Here is a 20,508-nt window from a genome sequence, read left to right as displayed (position 1 = left end):
AGTACGTATATATGTTGATAAAAGGAGGGACATGGTTTTTATTATGATCAATCGTCGTTCCAGTCTGCTTCCTTATGATAATCAAGATCGCCGCAATGTAAATCAAGATGGACTGACTGATTTTTTTCGCGATATAGGAGCTACTCATTCTATAGATACATTAGCTTTTGTGTGTATTGGTACAGATCGTTCTACAGGAGATGCGTTAGGGCCTTTAACCGGTAGCGGGCTAGTCGCTTATGGACTGCCTCATGTTATAGGTACGATGGACTTTCCTTGTGATGCTCATAATCTTCATGAACGTATTCCCCAAATTGAAGATTATCTCCAAGTGATCGCTATTGATGCGTGTCTGGGTAGACATCATACTGTGGGGTTGTATAGTATAGGAGCAACTCCACTATTTCCTGCATTATCGGTAGGAGGACGTTTTCCTGGAGTAGGCAATTATAGTATCGCAGCGATTGTCAATGAAAATGGCCCCAAACCATATTGGACACTTCAGACCACTTCACTGCATACAGTGATGAATATGTCACAAGATATTGTCCAAGCTGTTGTTCAAGGGCTAGGTATATTAAAATAAAAAGAATCAACGTTATTTCATTATTGATAGGAGATGAGGATATGAGCCAACCAACAGAACAGCAACCGATCAAATTACATTTTTCAGATACTGGTCAAGGAGAGCCGATTGTATTATTACATGGTTTTCTAGGAAGTTCAGCGTATTGGGATGAAGTAATTCCTCTTTTATCAAAACATTATCGTTGTATTGTGCCGGATCTGCGTGGACATGGTCATAGCCCTGTATCAACAGATCCTTATACGATAGAAGACATGGCAGCTGATGTGGTGAACGTATTAGATGAACTTGGTCTACAACAAGTGACCGTACTGGGGCACTCGATGGGTGGATATACTACATTAGCATTGGTCGATCTATATCCTTCATATATTAAAGCATGGGGACTTGTACATTCCACAGCATACGAAGATACAGAAGAAGCGAAGCAGAAGCGCTTGAATACTATTACACAGATTCGTACAACAGGTATTATCGACTTTGTCGATGGATTTGCTGAAGGGTTATTTGCTTCGCATTTAGTCTACAAATTACCTGAATCTGTATTAAAGGTAAAAGAGATCGGTTATATTACTTCTCCAGAAGGTGCATGTGGAGCAGCGGCGGCGATGCGAGAACGTCCTGAACGATTGCATATTATCCAAAACGCAAATGTTCCTGTATTATTAGTAGCCGGGGCAGATGATCCGATTGCTCCACCTGATCGGATGTTTATTGCAGATTCTAAGAATATTACAACAGCAGTTATTCCAGATATTGCACATATGAGTATGATGGAAGCACCTGAACAATTGGTCAATATTATTCATGATTTTATGGAAAATCAACGAAAAGATTAATATTAAAGGCGGGATAGGAATGTTCAGAAATGATTACCTTATGGGTATGATTGAAGATATGGCATCGGTAATTTCGAAAGTATTCGGATTAAAGCAACAGAAGAAATTAACAGAAGCGCTCTGGGAATTGGATGATATGGTTCGCCAGAAGTTCCAGTTGAATAATGGATTGATTAACCGATTGCCAGCAGAAGAAGTAATAGAACTATTCCGTATCGGTTCAGTGGTTGAAGTCGATCGTCTGCAAGCATTAGCAAGATTGATGCGTGAAGAAGCAGATATTTACGAATTAAGCGAGCAAGAACAAGAAGCAGCCGTACGCCGAATTAAATCTTTACATTTATTTTTATATTGTGCAGTTAATGATGCCGATCGGACAATGTTTGATTATCCAGAGCAGATCGATCAATTAACCGATGAATTAGCAGACTATGCACTGCCGGCTGCGGTTGAGCATCTATTTGTCCAGTATGAAGAGCAAGAAGGCTACTACGATAATGCAGTAGATGCTTTGAAGCGTCTTACCGAGCTTGATCCTGCACAAGGTCATACAGAAGGTCAGGCGCTGTATCAACGTCTACTATTATTAAGCGATGAACAGTTAGAAGAAGGTGGCGTATCTCGTGCAGAGCTGACTACAGCACATGCCGAGCTTGAAGCCCAGTCAAATTAAGTTGAAAGACAGAAAGCGAGCTGTACACCATGGATTCACTGCAACGATTAATTACTCAATGTATCGAAGTTGGCGAGCTAATTACAGCAACTCTAAGCCAACTTCGTAAAAAAGATAATGATGCTTTTACCAAAGTCATTATCAAACCTGTCGAATTGAAAAAGCAACTTCATTACCAATTCGCATATCATTACAGCAACAAAGTGACTCATGATAATCTGTTACCAGCAGAAGCCATCACGACATTATTTGCATTATTGCAAGAAACGATGCGTCAAGGGCTTATCTGTACCAAAGAAGCGGATTATCAAGTACTGATCAGTAAAAAGTATAAAGTATCTATTTTGACCAAAACACCAACCAAAACATCGACCGATCTTAATCATAATCGCAAAAAGCAATATATTCTTGAAGATGGCGAACCTGTTCCTTTTTTGATTGAACTAGGTATTATGAATGCAGATGGCAAAGTATTGGCTCGTAAATATGATAAGTTCCGCCAGATCAATCGCTTTTTGGAAATGGTACAAGATGTACTCCCTTCTTTACCGGTTAACAAAGAGCTGACGATTGTTGATTTTGGTTGTGGTAAATCATATCTTACATTTGCACTCTATCATTATCTGAATATTCAACAACATCGTCCGCTAAATATTGTCGGTCTTGATCTCAAAGCAGATGTGATTGAACATTGTAGCCAATTAGCAGAAAAGCTTCATTATGATCAATTGAAGTTTTTAGTCGGTGATATTGCGGATTACGATGAGCTAGAACAAGTCGATATGGTAGTGACATTGCATGCTTGCGATACAGCAACAGATGCCGCGTTAGAAAAAGCAGTACGCTGGAACGCATCTGTTATTTTATCGGTTCCTTGCTGTCAGCATGAATTATTCAGCCAGATTCAGAACGATACTATGAGTCCACTATTATCGCATGGTATTTTAAAAGAGCGTTTTTCTGCACTAGCTACTGATGCGATACGTGCCAAATTGCTTGATCTGTTAGGATACAAAACGCAATTGCTTGAATTTATAGACATGGAACATACACCCAAAAATATTTTAATTCGTGCTGTCAAAGCAGATACAGAGCAATCGGCGGAAATGTGGCAGGAATATACAGCATTTCGGGATATGATTCAAGCCAAGCCATATCTTGAAAATGCATGCAAAGATCTGCTACAGCATTATCAAAAATCATTAGTATAATCTATATTTTATGGTATAATCCAAGCTGGATTCGTTGTTTAACAGCGAGTTCAGCTTTTTTCATGGGCAGAGGGGATTCAGTCACTCTGGTACATAGTGGAATGCCTTCTATGGGCTGTGCTAAAATAACAGAACATCGTGATAGCTGGCTTACTTGTACTGACATGGGAATACATAAATATGGGATACAAAGATACAGAACGATACACATCAAACAAAAGGTTAAGGGGGATTGGTGGAAATTATATCTGATATTATTGCCCAATTATTGCATTGGGTTCAACAACTTGGGTATTTTGGAATTATGCTTGGATTGATGATCGAAGTCATTCCAAGTGAGATTGTACTGGCTTATGGAGGATATCTAGTCTCCACAGGAGCGATCAATTATTTTGGAGCTGTCTTTTTCGGAACAGTAGGGGGCGTTGTTGCTCAGCTATTTATTTACTGGATAGGACGGTATGGCGGTAGACCTGTTTTGGAAAAGTACGGCAAATACATTTTGATCAAAAAAAGCCATATCGATCATGCCGAAGCATGGTTTGATAAATACGGTTCAGGTGTTATTTTTACAGCACGCTTTATTCCTGTCGTTCGTCATGCGATCTCGATTCCGGCAGGTATTTCTAGAATGTCACATATGCGCTTTATTTTATTGACTACCCTTGCAGTTATTCCATGGTCTGCGCTATTTGTTTATCTAGGAATGGTACTTGGAAGTCAATGGGAACATATTGATGATATCGCTAGCAAATATACAGTACCATTGATTGTTGCAGCTATTGTGCTATTGGCAGCTTACTTTTTGGTTAAATGGAAGATGAAGAACAAAAAGAAGGGTGGCTAATCTTATGAACAAACCAAACTTAGCAGATAAATGGGAAAAAGGAATTTCTCCTCAGGAATTTATGGAGGGGATGACTCAAAATAAAGACGAATTTCATCATGGATACGAATTGTTTAACTGGACGGATCTAGACGATCATGAGTTTTTTAAATTGCTTGCTCATCGTGATGATTTGCGCTCATTAATTCTAGCAGCAGATTGGTGTGGAGATGTCGTTCGTAACGTTCCTGTCGTATTCCGTGCATTTGAAGAAGCAGAGATTCCAACCAAAATTTTAATTTTGGAAGATCATTTTGATACGATGGATGACTATTTAACAATGGGTGGTCGCTCTGTACCTGTCGTGATTATTACAGATACAGGTGGACATGTGCTTGCTCAGTGGGGACCTCGTCCAGAACACGTACAAGAATTAATGATCGCTTTCAAACAGGAAAATCCAGATCGTGAAGCACCAGACTATCAAGAAAAAATGGCTGTTGTCCGTAAAGGTATGGCTGAACGGTATGGTGAAGGTTCTGCTTCTCACGCTATGATTATTCGTGAATTGCGTGAAATTTTATCGGGGGTGTAATACATTTTGTTCAAAATAGAAAGTTTTTCGTTAGGCCCTTTACAGACCAATGCGTATTTACTCATTGCTGAAAATAGTTCCGATGCGATAGTGATTGATCCAGGTATGAATCCAGGCGCGTTAGTTCGCCGCATCCAATCACTGAACCTCAACGTAGAAGCGATTTTGCTAACTCATGCTCACTTTGATCATATGGGTGGACTGGAAGAAGTGCGTACATTATGCAACTGCCCTGTATACCTGCATGATCTAGAAGCAGAGTGGTTAACCAATGCCAAATTAAACGGTTCTGCTAATTGGTCTCAAGTGACACCGCCGATTACAGCCGAACCTGCTGAATATGCTTTAGATGAAGGACAACAATTGAAGTTAATCGGTCATACCTTCACCGTATATCATACGCCAGGTCATTCACCGGGGAGTGTAAGCTTCCTTTGTGGTAAAGAACTATTTGCAGGTGATGTCTTATTCCGTATGGGTGTAGGTCGTACTGATCTTACAGGTGGTAGTGAACGCCAATTGATTGATTCTATTCGTACCAAGCTATATCGTTTGGCAGATGATGTGACGGTATATCCAGGTCATGGACCCAAAACGTCAATCGGTGCAGAGAAATCCAGTAATCCTTACGTTCCTGCTTAATTTGAAGGCATAATCTATTACAATCTTCGAAAAGAGTTCCAACACGCAAATCGAGATCATTTCTCTGGTTTGCGTGTTTTTTATTGAATAAGATTAATAATTGACCAGTAAATGACATGAATCGACTTTGGATATAGAAATAAACGTTATGCAAGTGTAATTAGCCTGATTTTTCGTAATAAAATTGGACATCGTTATTTTTTTTTAGTATGATACAGAAATAAAGTAGATAAAGCTAGGGGGAGTTACACGATGCTGCATTTAGGAGAAAAAATCGTAGTTGTCGCTGATACCTTTGAGCAAAGTCTGCCTGTAGGAGATTACGGATATGTTATTGCATATGACCGTAACCCTGATAATGCCTTCGATTATGTCATTCGTATTCCTAAGGTCAATCGTAATTTTTTTGTTCCTTCCGGTGATATTGAGCCAGAAGAACGGTTGCTCCGGCAGGAAGCTGAACGAGTCGGACGCGAGGCGCTAATCGATTATGCTCTAGCGACACATAATGAGAAATTATTTTATCATATTATGAATGGCGAAGAACTTCCATTTGTGGAAGAACCTTTGACGGATACTGTAGCGCAAGCAGATTTTGTAAAACAAATTAATTTGCGTGCTTGGATTTAAAGAGTCGGCTTGCCGGCTCTTTTTTATTATCTACAAATAACTAACGACTTATTATAGAACTTCAATTGAATTGTCACCTTATCTACCCTATAATTAAAAAAGTTATTTTCAGCGAGGGAGGAACCACAATTGAGTATTAATATCAATGATGTAGAGCATGTAGCCAAGCTAGCACGTTTGGATTTGAGCGAGCAGGAGAAAGAAATGTTTACTGCGCAGTTGAGTGCTATTTTGAAATATGCAGAAAAATTAAAAGAATTAGATACAGAAGAGGTAGAGCCGACTACTCATGTATTGCATTTAAGTAATGTAATGCGTGAAGATGAAGTTCACGAAAGTCTTCCGATTGAAAAAGTGTTGCGTAATGCACCAGACGATGAAGACGGACAATTCAAAGTACCTGCTGTACTGGAATAGACTATAGATCAACCACTGTGATCAACAGAATTGAAGGAGGAACCTGCATTGACTTTATTTGATTTGAGTCTGAATGAAATACATAATCGGCTTCATGCCAAAGACTTGGCAGTCACCGACCTTGTAGCTCAAGCATTCAAGACAATCTGTGAACAAGACGACAAAATACAAGCATACCTTACACTTAACGAAGAAGGCGCAACAGAGTCTGCCAAAGCACTAGATGAAAAGCTAGTGAGCGGAGAAGCGCGCGGATTACTGTTTGGACTTCCAGTAGGGGTTAAAGATAATATTGTGACAGAAGGGCTACGAACAACATGTGGTAGTCAATTTCTTAAAAATTACGATCCTATTTATAACGCAACCGTAGCGGACAAGCTTCGTCAAGCAGACGCTGTTACGATCGGCAAGCTAAATATGGATGAATTTGCTATGGGTGGTTCTAATGAGAATTCTAGCTTTGCACCTGTGCGCAATCCGTGGAACTTGGATTATGTTCCTGGAGGTTCAAGTGGTGGTTCGGCAGCAGCTGTAGCAGCAGGGGAAGCTTACTTTACGCTAGGATCAGATACAGGTGGATCGATTCGTCAGCCTGCTTCTTATTGTGGAGTTGTAGGACTGAAGCCGACTTACGGTCTTGTGTCTCGTTTTGGTCTAGTTGCCTTTGCATCTTCTTTAGATCAGATAGGCCCTTTGACCAAAAATGTAGAAGATTCGGCTTATGTTTTACAAGCAATCGCAGGATATGATGCCAAAGATTCAACATCTGCAAAAGTGGATATTCCTGACTATGTAAGTGCATTGTCCGGTGAAATCAAAGGTCTCAAAATTGCAGTTCCTTCTGAATACATCGGTGAAGGTGTCGATGCAGAAGTGAAGCAATCGATTATGGATGCTTTGGCTGTATTAGAAGGATTGGGTGCAGAGTGGGAAGAAGTATCTTTACCACATACTGAATATGCAGTAGCCACATATTATCTGCTTGCTTCTTCTGAAGCTTCTTCCAATCTAGCACGTTTTGATGGCGTACGTTATGGTGTACGTGCAGAGAATCCTGGCAATCTATTAGAGTTGTATCATCAATCGCGTAGTGAAGGATTCGGAGATGAAGTGAAACGTCGTATTATGCTTGGAACATATGCGTTAAGTTCTGGTTATTATGATGCTTATTATTTGAAAGCACAAAAAGTACGTACATTGATCAAACGTGATTTTGATAATGTATTTGAAAAATATGATGTTATTATTGGACCTACTGCGCCGACAACAGCCTTTAAGTTAGGTTCCCAATTAGATGATCCATTAACAATGTATCTTAATGATATTTTGACGATTCCTGTAAGTCTTGCAGGTGTTCCAGCAATCAGTGTTCCTTGTGGATTTGCTTCTGGATTACCTGTAGGGATGCAAATTATCGGCAAAGCCTTCGACGAACAGACGGTTTTGCGCGTGGCACACGCTTTTGAACAAAATACCAATCATCAACAACGGCCGCAGCTCTAAAACCGTATGAAGAAGGAGGAACCTATCAGTATGTCCAAATACGAAACAGTAATCGGACTGGAAGTTCACGTTGAACTACATACCAAGTCCAAAATCTTTTGTGGCTGTTCTACAGCATTCGGTGCACCTGCCAATACACATACTTGCCCTGTTTGTCTCGGTCATCCAGGTGTATTGCCTGTACTAAATCGTCAAGCTGTTGACTATGCAATGAAAGCAGCAATGGCGATTAACTGTAAAATAGGCGATGTTAGTAAGTTTGATCGCAAAAACTATTTCTATCCTGATTCTCCCAAAGCGTATCAGATTTCTCAATTTGACCAACCGATCGGCGAACATGGTTGGGTTGATATTGAAGTAAATGGTACAACCAAGCGTATCGGGATTACACGTCTGCATTTAGAAGAAGATGCAGGTAAATTAACACATACATCCGGTGGATATGACTCTTTGGTTGATTTTAACCGTGTCGGTACACCTCTTATTGAAATTGTATCGGAACCTGATATTTCTTCACCAGAAGAAGCGCGTGCCTATTTGGAAAAGATTCGTGCGATTATGCAGTACTGTGATGTATCTGATGTGAAAATGGAAGAAGGATCACTTCGTTGTGATGCGAATATCAGTCTACGTCCAGCAGGTCAAAAAGAATTTGGTACTCGTGCTGAACTTAAAAATATGAACTCTTTCCGTGGTGTACAAAAAGGATTAGAGTATGAAGAATATCGTCAAGCTGAGATTTTGGATGATGGCGACAAAGTGATTCAAGAAACTCGTCGCTGGGATGAAGCTCAAGGCAAAACATTATCGATGCGTGGCAAGGAAGAATCGCATGATTATCGTTACTTCCCTGATCCAGATCTAGTGACATTGCATATCGATCAAGCATGGAAAGATCGTATTCAAGCTTCTATTCCTGAATTGCCTGATGCACGTAAAGCTCGTTATACTTCAGAATACGGATTGCCTGAATATGATGCAGGTGTTATCACCTCTTCCAAACCTTTAGCTGATCTATTTGAAGATAGCCTGACGTATACCAGTGATGCCAAATCGGTAGCGAACTGGATGCAAGGGGAATTGCTAGGTTATTTGAACGCAAATAGTCTTGAATTAGCCTCTGTTCCTTTAACAGGACAAGCACTAGGTGAATTGATTGGATTGATCGAAAAAGGAACCATCAGTAATAAAATTGCCAAAACCGTATTTAAAGAAATGCTACAGTCTGGCAAATTACCGCAACAAATTGTAGAAGAGCAAGGATTAACTCAGATTAGTGATGAAGGTGCAATCAAAGGTATTGTTGAAGCAGTTATCGCTGCGAATCCGCAGTCTGTTGAAGATTACCAAGCAGGCAAAGACAAAGCGATTGGCTTTTTAGTTGGACAAGTCATGAAGCAAAGTAAAGGCAAAGCGAATCCAGGTATGGTTAACAAACTATTGGCTGAATTATTGCCTCGCTAATCTGGCATCATCCCGGAATGATAAAGGAATATAGGGGCATGCCATATGGCATGTCTCTTTTATTGTTCTTTTTTTGCTTTTGAATACATTATATCTGGCGATCAAGGAGTGATCTTGTGATTCAAAAGTGTGTATTAGAAGATGACAATACCGTTCAACAAATATGGGCGTTACAACATATTGCTTATCGATTAGAAGCTGAATTGATCGGGTTTAAAGAACTTCCACCATTAATGGATACGGTGGAAAGTATTCGTCGTTCTGGTGAAACGTTTTATGCGTATGTGAATGAGTACGAAGAAATTCAAGGTGTTATTTCTATAGAGCAAGAAGAACATGATACATTAACAATCGCTCGAATGATGGTGCATCCGATTGCTTTTCGACAAGGGATTGCAAGTCAATTGATTGAACATGTGTTTGCACAATATCCTAATGTTCCTTTATATATTGTATCGACAGGGAAGTTAAATCAACCTGCTGTCGCTTTATATAAAAAGTATGGATTTTGCCCGGTAGAGACTTTTGAAGTAGCACCAGGTGTGAAATTAACAACATTTCATCGGTTAAATCCTGCTCTTTCTCAAGTAAGGGAGGACTCAGTTGACTAATGTCTGATCCCTGGTACATTACCAATGTTCATATTTTACTTCGTTTAGTTGCATCTATGCTGATGGGCGGATTGATCGGTTGGGAACGAGAGCGTTCTAGTCATGCAGCAGGACTTCGAACACATATTTTAGTATGTGTAGGTTCTACTTTGATTATGATGCTCTCAGTCTATGGATTTGCTGAATTTGTCAAAGAACCGAATGTAAGACTTGATCCGGCTCGATTAGCTACAGCGGTTATTTCAGGTATCGGATTTTTGGGTGCAGGTACGATTTTATTTACAGGTAAAGCGATCACTGGTCTGACTACAGCCGCTTCACTTTGGGTAGTAGCTGCGATTGGTTTGGCGATTGGAGCTGGTTTTTATTTTGCAGCTTTTGTCTGTACATTGATCGTTCTTTTGAATTTGTGGGTACTTAATATCGTAGAACAACGTTATATTCGTCGTAGCAAAGATCATCAGATTACGATTGAAGGCATAGCAGGGACATTAACATTAGATAAAATCTCTCGCTTTATGGATAGCGAACATATCCAGATCAGAAAAGTCACTTATGTTAAAGAACGAGGCGGGATCAGTATGACATCTGATTTGTTAGTTACTGAACTTCGTTTGAGCGTAGTGATCAAGCACGAATACGATTCATTAGAATTGATAGGCAGTATTCAGAAGATTGAGGGAGTCACCGCAGTTGCTATTGAGTAAAAGCAAAGAAGAAGGAGGCATGATCAACAGTGAAGAAATCCCCTGCCAAGCTACCTCTCAAACGTAAATTTATCGCTGTTCTTATCGCTGCTATTCTTCCTGGATTTGGTCATATGTATCTAGGATTGGCGCAAAGGGGAATACAGTTTATTGCTGTTTTACTGCTTGATATTGCTGCCCTTTTTTATTTCACATCAAAAGGCATTCAGATCAACGTACCTCTTTTAATATTGTTAGCATTAATGATTCCTGTTATTTATTTTTATAATGTATATGATGTTTTGCAATCAACAGATTGGATTAACGATCATATAAAAGCATTGATTCCCAAGTATAAGCGTCGCAAGTCATTTGCAGGTGTACGCGGCATTTCATTCGGTTTAGTATTGATGGCTGAAGGATTATTAATCTGTATGTTTTTAGTACGACCGTATTGGCTACGCAATATCGTAAGCTTTTGGGGCGGTTATATTATCGCCGTCGTTTGTATAGTTATTGGAGTAGGACTGCTTGCTTTTCAAATGGTACGTATCTATCGTACGATTCAGAAACACAAGTCTTCTGCTACATCTCAAGCGGTAGGAGGTGCTAGCAATGACCGGTAGAATTAGAGTAGGACGAATTACAGCTTCCCTGTTATGGATAGCATTGGGTATATTAATCTGGATAGATCAATGGAGCGGTGGTAGCCAATTAATGATCCTTCTCCAATGGTGGCCGCTTATTTTCGTATGCTGGGGTTTGGAATATATTATCTTTTATATCCTTTCCCGGCGTAACCGTATGAGATTCCGTTTGGATATCAAAGGAATACTGACAGCTGTGATTGCGACTGCGGCTATTTTTTTCGTGACCGAGCAGAATCAGTATTTATATTTATGGAGCAAAGTAAGCTTAGATTTAACCGCCGCTTCTTCTGAATTTAGCGAAGCATCTGGCAATCGAATAGAATTAACGCCGGTTGAGATTCCGGTAGATAAAGATACGGATGAATTAACAGTAGAAGGCATCAACGGAGATTTAATCGTTCATCGTGGGGATGTCGAAAAAATCGAAGTTCGCCCTGTTGTCTGGATCGATGAGATCAAAGCAGAGGAAGCACAGAAAATTGCAGATGCTACAAGTATCGACGTTTCAGAAGGCGATGAGATTTCAATTCGTCCACAGACCCAGACGTATGGAGAATCCAACAATCGGCAACCACGAATCAATATGGAGATTACATTACCTGAAAAAAGTCGGCTAGATATCAATGTGCAGACAACCAACGGTAAAGTCACGATGACCAATATTGAAGCATTACGCAATATTGCTGTACGTTCAGGAAATGGTAGTCTGATTATGCGTAACCTTGTAGGGGATATCAAAGCTCAGACGGTTAATGGAAATATGGACATTTCGTCTATTTTAGGTAATGTCGAAGCAGATACGAAGCAAGGCACATATAAAGCTAGCGATATTAGCGGCGCTGCCAAATTGTATACCCAAGTAGGTGATGTTTCATTAATCGGTGGACTTGGTGATATTGATGTCAACACAAGAAATGGTAATGTTATGGTGGATGAAGCCAATTTTGCAGTCAAAGCTGAATCGTTAAATGGAAATATAGAGATTCGTTCTGTCAGTATTGGCGGAGATTGGTCGGTATATAGCGCTGTTGGTGTCATTCATCTATATTTACCACCTACAGGCGATTACAAAGTTTCCGGATCTAATAGTTATGGAACGATCAATACAGATTTACCGTTAAAAGTTGAAAAAAGAACAATCACAGGTGAATTTGGTACGGCTGATCATTCGATTCAGGTAGATGGTAATGGTGATTTGAATATTATGCGTAACAGTGATGCAATGATCAAAGATAATGATGATCAGACGATAGATCCATCCAATGCTGAAGAGACTGATTCTTCCACCAATTCGAAATCTTCTAGCAATATACCAAAAAGCAATACAACCAACACAGATGAAGCGGTCACAGAGTCCACCTCAGCCAACTAAAAGAGGTCGCGTTGACAATCCTCTTCATCTAACCGTACAATTAAAGCTGACGAATGTCTGCCTTGTCTGGTCACTTTCTTCTTTTATTAGTTCTTACCGGACATACAGTTTTTTTCGGAAAGTTCAATAAGGCGGTGAATAAGATGACGACAAGTGTTCAACACGCATTAGAACAACTCAAAGTCAGTGGCGTACGGATTACACCTCAACGTCATGCGATTTTAAGTTATTTATTAGAATCAATGGAACATCCAACAGCAGATGAAATTTATCGTTCGTTAGAACCTCAGTTTCCAAGTATGAGTGTAGCTACGGTATATAATAATTTGAAAATGTTTATTGAAGCAGGTATGGTGCACGAATTAACGTACGGTGATAATTCCAGTCGGTTCGATGCGAATATTACAGATCATTATCATGTCATTTGTCAGCAATGTGGCAAAATCGAAGATTTTAGTTATCCTTCTTTAGAAGCAGTAGAACAACAAGCAGCCAGGCATACAGGATTTCAGATTTCTGGGCATCGGATGGAGCTCTATGGAACTTGCGCACATTGCAGAGGCTTGAATCAACAGTAATTTCCAAAGCGCGAGAAACCGTATGGTTTTTCTCGCTTTTTTTATTAGATGTGCAACTAGCAGGGTAAAAGTAGAAAAGAACAGCATGAGCCTGAATCACGCAGCACAAGGAGGATACTTTGAATAGAAAAGAACGAGCACGTCTACGCAAATCAAACAAACGTCGTTGGTGGATACTAGGGTTTGCTGCTCTTTTAGTTGTAGGTTGGATGATATTTGAGATTTTCCCTAACCCTTTACATAAAGACCCAGATTGGAAAGGCCTAACCAAGCCTATTTTTATCAAAGGAGAGATCCTTCCTTATTCCGCAATAGGTACAGGAGATTCTTTACAGTTACCTCTGCCTGTTTTGCAAGAACAGATAGATCCTAATATTCGCTATGAAGAAGCAACGCAATCAGTCATTTTAACAACAGATCGTAATCTAGTGCAATTACAAAGTGGAAGTAAAGATGCACAACTGAATATGAAATCAGTACAATTGCGATTTGCTCCTCAACAAGAAGGAGACATTTTGTATGTACCGCTAGCTCCACTCAAAGAAACGTATGGCATTAATGTATATGAAGATCCGACTACCGGTGCTGTGATTTTGTTAAAAGCAGGCGAAAAAGTTCAATATGCTCACACAGTCACAGGAGGATCAGACCAGACAGTAGCATTGCGAGCAGAAGCAGATATTCATTCTCGTATTTACAAAGACGTTCCTGATAACGCACGTTTACGTATTTGGGAGACTGGAGAAGGTTGGTATACCGTTCAGTTAGATAATGGGTATGTTGGTTATATGCAGAGCGATAACGTTGTTCTGGATGATTTAGAGACAGTATCAGTGCCACAGATGCCCGATAGTCGAGTCAATAGAGACTGGGCTGGTAAAAAAGTGAATCTAACATGGGAAGCAGTCTATGAACGTCAACCTGATACTACAAAGATTGGCGAGTTACCAGGAGTTAATGTCGTCAGTCCGACATGGTTCGAAATTGTCGATAATACAGGAAATGTACGCAGTAAAGCCGATATGCATTATGTAAATTGGGCACACAACCGCAACAAAGAAGTATGGGGATTGGTCACTAACAATTTTGATGCTGATATGACAACAGGAGCACTATCAACGTATGAGAATAGAAGTCGTGTTATATCACAACTATTAGAATATGCCGATCTGTACCAACTAGACGGGATCAATATTGATTTTGAAAGTGTCCATACCAAAGATGGTCCTAACGTAACTCAATTTGTACGTGAACTACGACCACTTGCTCTTCAAAAAGACCTGGTACTTTCAATGGATGTAACACCAAAGTCCAATAGTGAGCTATGGTCGAAATTTTTAGATCGTGAAGCATTAGCCCCTTCGTTAGATTATATGATGCTCATGGCGTACGATGAACACTGGGCAGCAAGCCCCAAATCCGGTTCAGTAGCTTCATTACCCTGGGTAGAAAAAGCAGTAAATCGTGTTCTGGAAGAAGATGAAGTGCCAGCTAACAAATTGATTCTGGGTGTTCCTTTATATGCGCGTGTATGGACAGAAAAGACTGAAGATGGCCAAACAAAAGTCTCATCCAAAGCATTAGGCATGAACGGCATTGCAGAATTAATCAAAGAAAAGAAATTATCACCGAAGTTAGACCCTAGCACAGGACAAAATTATGTAGAGTACCAACAAGACGGAGCACTCAAGCGAATTTGGATCGAAGATGAAGTGTCACTCCAAGCAAGAGTAGAACTTGCTCAAAAGCTTAATCTAGGTGGAGTCGCTTCATGGACACGTAGCTTAGGTGATGATCGCGCATGGAGTACATTATCCAAGATAGAGAAATAAATCATGGTGAATCAATAACACTTCATCACCAATAAAGTAATCTTCTTTTATAAGGCTAGAGCATCTATAGAGTATCCATCTATAGGCGTTCTAGCCTTTTTTATAGAAATACTCACATTTCAAGCAGGAAAGGGATTCCAAATTGTAGAAATAAGTTCTATAGCGATAAAAACAATGAGTCAACTTTCAACCAAATGAAGGAGGACAACGTGGAATTAACTAATCTTTCTTTTCTACATGCACATTCCAATAACCATAAGATTATCGGGGCGGTTGCATCGAAAGGCCAAAACCAGCAATTCAATGGTTCACTTTTACATGATTTTGAAGTTCTTATTATTGTAGTATGCAGTTATCATGAGCAGGTAGAAGTTATCGAGCATCGTATTGATGGATCAAATACACATGTACAAGTTATCTATGTCGATCAAGACATTCTAGAACAATGTATGATCACTGGAGATAACCGTATTATGATCGAACATTTCCTTAAAGGGGAATTGCTCTGGGATACCAATGAACAAGTAGATCATTTAAGAAAACAATTTATACACTTTTCCAGCCCTTTGCGTGAGCGCCGTATATTTTTAGAATTTACACAATTTCTAACACAATACGTAGAAGCCAAGCACCATATGAAACAGAATCAAGTTATGGATGCTTATAATAGTATTTTTCAAGCATTACAACACTGGGCAAGAATTGATCTATCTGAAAAAGGTATCTATCCTGAATCAGCAGTATGGGAACAAGTAAGGACATGCAAGCTAGACGTTTACAAATTATATGAACAACTAGCATTCAGTACAGAGACGATGGAGCAGCGAGTAGAGTTAGTATTACTGGCATGTGAATTTTCAGTCATGTCCAAAATGAGAGAATGTTCATCTATACTATTCCAAGTGCTTCGGAGCCGTAAGCAACCATGGAGCGTCAAAGAACTATTACAGCATCCTGACCTATCTCATGTGGGCAATATGCTACCTATGGTTATTCGCAAACTTGTATTTCGGTCATTGATCAATGAAGTCGTATCATGGAGACCAGAACAAGCAGGTGGAGAAAGAGAAATTCGCTATTGGCTTAACCGATAACAACTGAAGAAATTAATGTTCACTAACGAAGCGGAATACGGCAATATCCAATCTATAATAATTTGCTAAATAAGTAGTTGACTTGTATCAACAATCTGTGATAAATTATAAAACGTTCCGCTTCAACGGATACAGCGATTAACACTATATATTCTTCTATAAGTAAATGAAAGATTACGAAGGAAGAAAAAAACTTCTTGAAAAAAAAGTGTTGACGAAATGAAATGAGCATGATATATTATAAGAGTTGCTGATGCGATAACGCGTCGGTGCACAAAAGCAAAACAAACGAAATGTTTGATCTTTGAAAACTGAACAACGAGTGAGTCAATAAAGGTCTTAGCCGACCTTTACAAAATAGAGAACTTCGGTTCTCGCCAGTTTCAATTGAGCAAGTCAAACACTTTATGGAGAGTTTGATCCTGGCTCAGGACGAACGCTGGCGGCGTGCCTAATACATGCAAGTCGAGCGGAGAATGAAGGAAGCTTGCTTCTTTTATTCTTAGCGGCGGACGGGTGAGTAACACGTAGGCAACCTGCCCTCAAGCTTGGGACAACTACCGGAAACGGTAGCTAATACCGAATACATGATTTGTTCGCCTGAACGAATTTGGAAAGACGGAGCAATCTGTCACTTGAGGATGGGCCTGCGGCGCATTAGCTAGTTGGTGAGGTAACGGCTCACCAAGGCGACGATGCGTAGCCGACCTGAGAGGGTGATCGGCCACACTGGGACTGAGACACGGCCCAGACTCCTACGGGAGGCAGCAGTAGGGAATCTTCCGCAATGGACGCAAGTCTGACGGAGCAACGCCGCGTGAGTGATGAAGGTTTTCGGATCGTAAAGCTCTGTTGCCAGGGAAGAACGTCCGGGTTAGTAACTGAACTCGGAGTGACGGTACCTGAGAAGAAAGCCCCGGCTAACTACGTGCCAGCAGCCGCGGTAATACGTAGGGGGCAAGCGTTGTCCGGAATTATTGGGCGTAAAGCGCGCGCAGGCGGCTTTTTAAGTCCGGTGTCACAGCCCAAGGCTCAACCTTGGGTCGCACTGGAAACTGGAGAGCTTGAGTACAGAAGAGGAAAGTGGAATTCCACGTGTAGCGGTGAAATGCGTAGAGATGTGGAGGAACACCAGTGGCGAAGGCGACTTTCTGGGCTGTAACTGACGCTGAGGCGCGAAAGCGTGGGGAGCAAACAGGATTAGATACCCTGGTAGTCCACGCCGTAAACGATGAATGCTAGGTGTTAGGGGTTTCGATACCCTTGGTGCCGAAGTTAACACATTAAGCATTCCGCCTGGGGAGTACGGTCGCAAGACTGAAACTCAAAGGAATTGACGGGGACCCGCACAAGCAGTGGAGTATGTGGTTTAATTCGAAGCAACGCGAAGAACCTTACCAAGTCTTGACATCCCTTTGACCGGACTAGAGATAGTCTTTTCCTTCGGGACAAAGGAGACAGGTGGTGCATGGTTGTCGTCAGCTCGTGTCGTGAGATGTTGGGTTAAGTCCCGCAACGAGCGCAACCCTTATGCTTAGTTGCCAGCACATTATGGTGGGCACTCTAAGCAGACTGCCGGTGACAAACCGGAGGAAGGTGGGGATGACGTCAAATCATCATGCCCCTTATGACTTGGGCTACACACGTACTACAATGGCCGGTACAACGGGAAGCAATATCGCAAGATGGAGCCAATCCTTAAAAGCCGGTCTCAGTTCGGATTGCAGGCTGCAACTCGCCTGCATGAAGTCGGAATTGCTAGTAATCGCGGATCAGCATGCCGCGGTGAATACGTTCCCGGGTCTTGTACACACCGCCCGTCACACCACGAGAGTTTGCAACACCCGAAGTCGGTGGGGTAACCGCAAGGAGCCAGCCGCCGAAGGTGGGGTAGATGATTGGGGTGAAGTCGTAACAAGGTAGCCGTATCGGAAGGTGCGGCTGGATCACCTCCTTTCTATGGAGAATCGTTTCCTGCAACGGAAACATTCGAACGTCTTTCTTTCGGGAAAGACAAACGCAGAACACTCCGGTGGATCTGTGGTCATTCATTGAATGACACCACTCACTCGTTGTTCAGTTTTGAGAGGTCAATCTTCTCAATCTTTACCGTATGTTTCATCGTTTGGTGGCGATGGCGGAGGGGTTCCACACGTACCCATCCCGAACACGACCGTTAAGCCCTCCAGCGCCGATGGTACTTGGACCGCAGGGTCCTGGGAGAGTAGGACGCCGCCAAGCGCATTCTTTTCATGTCGAAAAGAATCTTACAATACGGGCCCTTAGCTCAGCTGGTTAGAGCGCACCCCTGATAAGGGTGAGGTCGGTGGTTCGAGTCCACTAGGGCCCACCATATAGATTTACTTCCCAATTATGGGGCCATAGCTCAGCTGGGAGAGCGCCTGCCTTGCACGCAGGAGGTCAGCGGTTCGATCCCGCTTGGCTCCACCATATTATTTTTACCCAAGTTGATCCTTGAAAACTGGATACCGAAAACGAAACATCGCGTTTTAGAAGGTTTCTTCTCTACAAACTGTGTAAACAGTGGTAGGCGAGAAATTGAAATACACCGTTTCTATTAATTTAGAAACACTTAGGTTAAGCTACTAAGAGCACACGGTGGATGCCTAGGCGCTAGGAGCCGATGAAGGACGTGGCGAACAACGATAAAGCCTCGGGGAGCTGTAAGCAAGCTGTGATCCGGGGATGTCCGAATGGGGAAACCTAACTGGATTCATCTCCAGTTACTCACACCTGAATACATAGGGTGTGCAGAGGCAGACGAGGGGAACTGAAACATCTAAGTACCCTCAGGAACAGAAAACAAGAGTGATTCCGTCAGTAGCGGCGAGCGAACGCGGAACAGCCCAAACCAATGAGCTTGCTTGTTGGGGTTGTGGGACGTCTCTTTGGAGTTACAAAGGAAGATGGTAGGCGAAGAGGTCTGGAAAGGCCCGCAAGACAAGGTGAAAGCCCTGTAGCTAAAATCATCTTCTCTCCGAGACGGATCCCGAGTAGTGCGGGGCACGTGAAACCCCGTATGAATCTGCCAGGACCATCTGGTAAGGCTAAATACTCCCTAGCGACCGATAGTGAAGCAGTACCGTGAGGGAAAGGTGAAAAGGACCCCGGAAGGGGAGTGAAATAGAACCTGAAACCGTGTGCTTACAAAAAGTCAGAGCCCTATTACTGGGTGATGGCGTGCCTTTTGTAGAATGAACCGGCGAGTTACGTTCCCGTGCAAGGTTAAGGTGAAAAGCCGGAGCCGCAGCGAAAGCGAGTCTGAATAGGGCGACTGAGTACGTGGACGTAGACCCGAAACCAGGTGATCTACCCCTGTCCAGGGTGAAGGTACGGTAACACGTACTGGAGGCCCGAACCCACGCACGTTGAAAAGTGCGGGGATGAGGTGGGGGTAGCGGAGAAATTCCAATCGAACCTGGAGATAGCTGGTTCTCCCCGAAATAGCTTTAGGGCTAGCCTCGGAAGTTGAGTCGTGGAGGTAGAGCACTGATTGGATGCGGGGCCCGCAAGGGTTACCAAGTTCAGTCAAACTCCGAATGCCACAGACTTTATTCCGGGAGTCAGACAGTGAGTGCTAAGATCCATTGTCGAAAGGGAAACAGCCCAGACCATCAGCTAAGGTCCCCAAGTGTGTGTTAAGTGGGAAAGGATGTGAAGTTGCACAGACAACCAGGATGTTGGCTTAGAAGCAGCCACCATTGAAAGAGTGCGTAATAGCTCACTGGTCGAGTGACTTTGCGCCGAAAATGTAACGGGGCTAAACACACCACCGAAGCTATGGCTTGATACTTTGTATCAGGGGTAGGGGAGCGTTGAATGAAGATTGAAGGTGTACCGCAAGGAGCGCTGGACCTCATTCAAGTGAGAATGCCGGTATGAGTAACGAAAAGATCAGTGAGAATCTGATCCGCCGAAAACCCAAGGATTCCTGAGGAAGGCTCGTCCTCTCAGGGTAAGTCGGGACCTAAGGCGAGGCCGAAAGGCGTAGTCGACGGACAACAGGTTGAAATTCCTGTACCACCGAAAGCCGTTATGAGCAATGGGATGACGCAGGAGGATAGTGACGCGGACTGATGGATGTCCGTTCAAGCAGTGAGGCTGGTATGTAGGCAAATCCGCATACCCCAAGGCCAGGCTGTGATGAGGAGCGAAAATTACAGTAGCGAAGGTCATGATTTCACACTGCCAAGAAAAGTCTCTAGCCAGGAAGCAGGTGCCCGTACCGCAAACCGACACAGGTGGGTGAGAAGAGAATTCTAAGGCGCGCGGAAGAAC

General features: G+C 42.1%; 18 protein-coding genes, 2 tRNA genes and 3 rRNA genes (1 of these 23 only partly in view). All 23 read left to right on the top strand.

The window, feature by feature from the left end:
• Positions 1–31: 31 nt before the first annotated feature.
• Entirely contained in the window at positions 32–586 is a 555-nt protein-coding gene (gene yyaC, locus PQ456_RS18445) for a spore protease YyaC (protein WP_273613566.1), read from the top strand.
• A 41-nt stretch (positions 587–627) separates the two neighbouring features.
• Complete coding sequence (locus PQ456_RS18440; protein ID WP_273613565.1) at positions 628–1,425, top strand: alpha/beta fold hydrolase; 798 nt, start codon at positions 628–630, stop codon at positions 1,423–1,425.
• Positions 1,426–1,444: 19 nt separating this feature from the next.
• Complete coding sequence (locus PQ456_RS18435) at positions 1,445–2,098, top strand: DUF6483 family protein (RefSeq protein ID WP_273613564.1); 654 nt, start codon at positions 1,445–1,447, stop codon at positions 2,096–2,098.
• A gap of 29 nt (positions 2,099–2,127) precedes the next feature.
• Positions 2,128–3,309, top strand: coding sequence for a class I SAM-dependent methyltransferase (locus PQ456_RS18430; protein ID WP_273613563.1), 1,182 nt, complete (start codon positions 2,128–2,130; stop codon positions 3,307–3,309).
• Between the two features lie 235 nt (positions 3,310–3,544).
• Positions 3,545–4,156 carry an undecaprenyl phosphate transporter UptA gene (uptA, locus tag PQ456_RS18425; protein WP_273613562.1) on the top strand — a complete coding sequence of 204 codons (612 nt, stop codon included), beginning with the start codon at positions 3,545–3,547 and terminating at the stop codon, positions 4,154–4,156.
• Between the two features lie 4 nt (positions 4,157–4,160).
• Positions 4,161–4,730, top strand: a complete 570-nt coding sequence (locus PQ456_RS18420) for a thioredoxin family protein (RefSeq protein WP_273613561.1) — start codon at positions 4,161–4,163, stop codon at positions 4,728–4,730.
• Positions 4,731–4,736: 6 nt separating this feature from the next.
• Positions 4,737–5,372 carry an MBL fold metallo-hydrolase gene (locus PQ456_RS18415; RefSeq protein WP_373461988.1) on the top strand — a complete coding sequence of 212 codons (636 nt, stop codon included), beginning with the start codon at positions 4,737–4,739 and terminating at the stop codon, positions 5,370–5,372.
• 252 nt (positions 5,373–5,624) lie between these two features.
• Positions 5,625–6,002 carry an ATPase gene (locus tag PQ456_RS18410; RefSeq protein WP_273613560.1) on the top strand — a complete coding sequence of 126 codons (378 nt, stop codon included), beginning with the start codon at positions 5,625–5,627 and terminating at the stop codon, positions 6,000–6,002.
• A gap of 129 nt (positions 6,003–6,131) precedes the next feature.
• Positions 6,132–6,419, top strand: coding sequence for an Asp-tRNA(Asn)/Glu-tRNA(Gln) amidotransferase subunit GatC (gene gatC, locus PQ456_RS18405; protein ID WP_273613559.1), 288 nt, complete (start codon positions 6,132–6,134; stop codon positions 6,417–6,419).
• 48 nt (positions 6,420–6,467) lie between these two features.
• Complete coding sequence (gatA, locus tag PQ456_RS18400; protein ID WP_273613558.1) at positions 6,468–7,922, top strand: Asp-tRNA(Asn)/Glu-tRNA(Gln) amidotransferase subunit GatA; 1,455 nt, start codon at positions 6,468–6,470, stop codon at positions 7,920–7,922.
• A gap of 30 nt (positions 7,923–7,952) precedes the next feature.
• Positions 7,953–9,386, top strand: coding sequence for an Asp-tRNA(Asn)/Glu-tRNA(Gln) amidotransferase subunit GatB (gene gatB, locus PQ456_RS18395; RefSeq protein ID WP_273613557.1), 1,434 nt, complete (start codon positions 7,953–7,955; stop codon positions 9,384–9,386).
• A 116-nt stretch (positions 9,387–9,502) separates the two neighbouring features.
• On the top strand, positions 9,503–9,997 hold the full coding sequence (locus PQ456_RS18390; RefSeq protein WP_273613556.1) for a GNAT family N-acetyltransferase: 495 nt from the start codon (positions 9,503–9,505) through the stop codon (positions 9,995–9,997).
• Positions 9,997–10,704 (top strand): MgtC/SapB family protein, encoded by a 708-nt coding sequence (locus PQ456_RS18385; RefSeq protein ID WP_273613555.1) that lies wholly within the window; start codon positions 9,997–9,999, stop codon positions 10,702–10,704. The genes PQ456_RS18390 and PQ456_RS18385 overlap by 1 nt, the downstream gene beginning before the upstream one ends.
• A 29-nt stretch (positions 10,705–10,733) precedes the next feature.
• Positions 10,734–11,309 (top strand): hypothetical protein, encoded by a 576-nt coding sequence (locus tag PQ456_RS18380; protein ID WP_273613554.1) that lies wholly within the window; start codon positions 10,734–10,736, stop codon positions 11,307–11,309.
• Positions 11,299–12,705: a DUF4097 family beta strand repeat-containing protein gene (locus PQ456_RS18375; RefSeq protein ID WP_273613553.1), complete on the top strand. Its 1,407-nt coding sequence runs from the start codon at positions 11,299–11,301 to the stop codon at positions 12,703–12,705. Before PQ456_RS18380 ends, PQ456_RS18375 begins: the two co-directional genes overlap by 11 nt.
• A 143-nt stretch (positions 12,706–12,848) precedes the next feature.
• A complete protein-coding gene (gene perR, locus PQ456_RS18370) occupies positions 12,849–13,283 on the top strand; it encodes a peroxide-responsive transcriptional repressor PerR (protein WP_204827141.1) in 435 nt (144 codons plus the stop codon).
• Between the two features lie 209 nt (positions 13,284–13,492).
• Complete coding sequence (locus PQ456_RS18365) at positions 13,493–15,115, top strand: glycosyl hydrolase family 18 protein (protein WP_420540674.1); 1,623 nt, start codon at positions 13,493–13,495, stop codon at positions 15,113–15,115.
• 209 nt (positions 15,116–15,324) lie between these two features.
• Positions 15,325–16,209, top strand: a complete 885-nt coding sequence (locus PQ456_RS18360; protein ID WP_273613551.1) for a nucleotidyltransferase-like protein — start codon at positions 15,325–15,327, stop codon at positions 16,207–16,209.
• A gap of 404 nt (positions 16,210–16,613) precedes the next feature.
• Positions 16,614–18,166, top strand: a 16S ribosomal RNA gene (locus PQ456_RS18355).
• A gap of 167 nt (positions 18,167–18,333) precedes the next feature.
• A 5S ribosomal RNA gene (gene rrf / locus PQ456_RS18350) occupies positions 18,334–18,450 on the top strand.
• A gap of 35 nt (positions 18,451–18,485) precedes the next feature.
• Positions 18,486–18,562 (top strand) — tRNA-Ile (locus PQ456_RS18345).
• 22 nt (positions 18,563–18,584) lie between these two features.
• Positions 18,585–18,660, top strand: a tRNA-Ala gene (locus tag PQ456_RS18340).
• A gap of 145 nt (positions 18,661–18,805) precedes the next feature.
• A 23S ribosomal RNA gene (locus PQ456_RS18335) occupies positions 18,806–20,508 on the top strand (it continues 1,220 nt past the right edge of the window).
• The 16S, 23S and 5S rRNA genes sit together here with 2 tRNA genes alongside, the layout of an rRNA operon.

The sequence above is a fragment of the Paenibacillus kyungheensis genome (assembly GCF_028606985.1).
In the GTDB taxonomy this organism is placed as follows: Bacteria; Bacillota; Bacilli; order Paenibacillales; family Paenibacillaceae; genus Saccharibacillus; species Saccharibacillus kyungheensis.
Note: the sequence above shows the minus strand (reverse complement) of the source record. Positions and strands in the feature narration are given on the sequence as shown.